Origin of the sequence: Streptomyces antimicrobicus (genome assembly GCF_020532625.1) — a bacterium.
GTDB classification, from domain to species: Bacteria; Actinomycetota; Actinomycetes; order Streptomycetales; family Streptomycetaceae; genus Streptomyces; species Streptomyces antimicrobicus.
Window position 1 is genome coordinate 1 of record NZ_JAJAUY010000255.1, and the last position, 2,836, is coordinate 2,836.

Genomic DNA, 2,836 nt, shown 5'->3' on the forward strand with positions numbered 1-2,836 from the left:
CCGGCTGCGCCGGGCGGCGGGCGGCCGGGACCGGGCCGCGCGCGTCGGGGGTCTCCGGGGTGTCTCGGGTCTCGTCGGTGGCTGCCACGGGGACAAGTCTCCCCCACCACCGGCGCGTACGGCCGCCGCGTCCTCCCGTCGTCAGGAAGCGTTCACCGCAGGTGGGCCGGGACGTCCATCGCCGAACACACCGCGCGCCACACGTCCTTGGTCTCCCAGCCCGCCTCCAGCGCCTGGTACACGGTGCGCCCGCCGAGCTCGGTCATGACGTGGTCCCGCGCGAAGGAGTCGGCGTAGGCGGCACCGAAGTGCTCCGCCATCCGCTCCCAGAAAATCGTCAACCGCATGCCTCCAGTATCCCGCCCCGTCCGAGTGCACCCGCGGCGTTCGCCCCTGCCCGGCCCCGGGACCGCCCTACGGTTTCGCCATGGCCGGAGACGAGACATCCATGCTGGCCCGTGCCGAGCGGTTCATCTGGCTCACGGCGCGGGTGCTGGAGCAGCGGCGGTTCACCTTCCACTTCCTCGGCGGCGGTCCCGACCCGGTCGACACCGCGCTGGGCTCGTACCTCAACGAGGACGGCGGCTACGGCCACGCCCTCGACCCCGATCTGCGCGGCCCGCTCAGCCAGCCGCTGCACTGCGCGCACGCCCTGCGGATCCTGGACGGGCTGAACCGCTGCGCCGGGCAGCGCGTCGAGCGCCTGTGCCGGCACCTGACCGAGGTGTCCACCCCCGACGGCGCCCTCCCGGTGGTCCGCCCCGACCCCCGCGCCCACCCTTCGGCGCCCTACCACCCGGTCGTCGACGACCCGCCGGGTGCCCTGGTCACCACCGGCCCGGTGGTCGGGGTGCTGCACCGCAACCGGGTGTGGCACGCGTGGCTGTTCCGGGCCACGGAGTTCTGCTGGGAGCGGGTGGAGACGCTGCGGCACTGCGATCCGTACGAGCTCCAGGGCGCGGTGGCCTTCCTGGACGGCGTACCCGACCGGGCGCGGGCGGCGGCCGCCGCGGACCGGCTGGGCCGGCTGGTGCGCGAGCAGGGCCTGGTGGTCCTCGACCCGGGGCGGCGGGCGGAGTACCCGGCGGTGCCGGGGGGCGGGCCCGAGGAGCGGCTGTTCGCCCACGACGTGGCCCGTCGGCCGGAGTCGGTGGCGCGCGGCTGGTTCACGGACGAGGAGATGGCCCGGTCCCTGGACTTCCTGGCCGCCGAGCAGCGGGAGGACGGCGGCTGGCCGGTGCACCGCCGGGCCTGGGCGCCGGGCAGCTGCCTGGAGCGGCGACCGATCGCCACCGTGGAGGCCCTGCTGACGCTGCGCGCCTACGGCCGCCCGCTCGGCGCCCCGGCCACCCGCCCCGACCGGGCCGCCCGCCCGGACCCGGCTACCCGCCCAGGGCCCGCACGCCGGCGGTGACCACCACGGCCGCCGCGACGACCACGAGGAAGGGGGCCCGCAGCAGCAGCGCCACCCCGGCCGCCGCGAGCCCGGCGGCGCGGGCGTCGAGGACCAGCGCCGAGCCGGTGCTGAAGGTCTGCTGCGCGGTGAGCGCGGCCAGCAGCGCCACGGGCAGCAGCGCGGACAACCGCCGCACCGCGGGCCGCTCCAGGGCCCCGGCGGGCACGAGCAGACCGGCCAGCTTGACGGCGTAGCAGCCGAGGACGGTGACGCCGATGGCGATCCAGACGTTCACGACCGGGCTCCCTTCGGGGTACGGGCGCGGCCCTCCAGGAAGAGCACGGCGGGTGCGGCCAGCGCCGCGACGAGGACCGGCACCCCGGCGGGCAGCACCGGCAGCAGGCCCAGGCCCAGCACCAGCGCGAGCACCGCGACGGCCCGTTCGGTGCCGGAGCGCAGCATGGGCGCGAGCAGGGCGAGGAAGACCGCCGGACCGGCGGCGTCCAGCCCCCAGGCGTCGGTGTCGCCGACGGCCTCGGCGCCCAGGGCGCCCAGCAGCGTGGTGAGGTTCCACAGCACGAACAGGGTGAGCCCGGTGACGGCGAACCCGAGCCGGGCCGAGGGCCGGTCCTTCTGGGCGAGGGCGACGGCGGTGGTCTCGTCGATCACCCAGTGCGCGGCCAGCGGCCGCAGCGCGCGGGGCAGGGCGAGCAGCTGGGACAGCCGCAGCCCGTAGAAGGCGTTGCGGGTGCCGAGGAAGAAGGCCCCGGCGGCGGCCGTGAACGGGTTCCCGCCCGCGGCCAGCGCCCCGACCAGCGCGAACTGCGACGCCCCCGTGAAGACCAGCAGGCTCAGCACGCACGCCTGCGCCACGCTGATCCCGGACCCGGCCGCGGTCACCCCGAAGGCGAACCCGGACAGGCCCACGGCCACCCCCACCCCGAGCGAGTCCCGGACGACGGCGCGCCGGCCGGTCGCGGCGGCCGGCCCGGCTGTGCCGTCGGCGCGCTCAGCGGTCCGGGTGAGCTCCGTGTGCTCCGCGTGCGCGGAGTGCTCCCTCTGTGTCTCGATCACGCTCCGACGCTAGGCGGGCGACCCCGGAACGGTCTTGTACGTTCTTGCGCCTGGTCCTTGCGCCGACGTCTGCGTTCTTGCGCCTACGTCCCCGCGCCCGGGGTGCGGGCCCGCCGGTAGGCCCCGGGCGGGACGCCGACGATCCGGGTGAAGTGCCGGTTCAGGTGCGGCTGGTCGGTGAAGCCGACCGCGACGGCCGCCTCGGCGGGCGGGACCCCCGCGTCCAGCAGCCGCCGGGCCCGGCGCACCCGGGCGTCGGTGAGCCAGGTGTGCGGGGGCATGCCGTAGCGGCCGCGGAAGGCGCGCAGCAGCGCGAACGGGCTGGTCCCGAGCCCCGCCGCGAGCTGCTCCAGGGACGGCGGGTCG

At 77.0% G+C, this 2,836-nt stretch carries 5 protein-coding genes; 1 reads left to right on the plus strand and 4 read right to left on the minus strand.

Translation table 11 applies throughout. The features are described 5' to 3' along the window. Positions 1–152: 152 nt before the first annotated feature. Positions 153–347 carry a DUF3046 domain-containing protein gene (locus tag LG632_RS29865; RefSeq protein ID WP_226731056.1) on the minus strand — a complete coding sequence of 65 codons (195 nt, stop codon included), beginning with the start codon at positions 345–347 and terminating at the stop codon, positions 153–155. Between the two features lie 80 nt (positions 348–427). On the opposite strand from LG632_RS29865, the gene LG632_RS29870 reads away from it, so the two are divergent. Further along, on the plus strand, positions 428–1,414 hold the full coding sequence (locus LG632_RS29870; protein WP_226731057.1) for a hypothetical protein: 987 nt from the start codon (positions 428–430) through the stop codon (positions 1,412–1,414). On the opposite strand, the gene LG632_RS29875 is transcribed toward LG632_RS29870, so the two are convergent. From LG632_RS29875 to LG632_RS29885, 3 genes are all read right to left on the minus strand, one after another. Then, entirely contained in the window at positions 1,383–1,691 is a 309-nt protein-coding gene (locus LG632_RS29875; RefSeq protein ID WP_226731058.1) for an AzlD domain-containing protein, read from the minus strand. The two genes, LG632_RS29870 and LG632_RS29875, sit on opposite strands and share 32 nt — an antisense overlap. Further along, positions 1,688–2,470 (minus strand): AzlC family ABC transporter permease, encoded by a 783-nt coding sequence (locus tag LG632_RS29880; RefSeq protein WP_226731059.1) that lies wholly within the window; start codon positions 2,468–2,470, stop codon positions 1,688–1,690. Before LG632_RS29880 ends, LG632_RS29875 begins: the two co-directional genes overlap by 4 nt. 83 nt (positions 2,471–2,553) lie before the next feature. Further along, positions 2,554–2,836: helix-turn-helix domain-containing protein (locus LG632_RS29885; protein ID WP_226731060.1), on the minus strand; the 283-nt coding region annotated here is incomplete at its 5' end.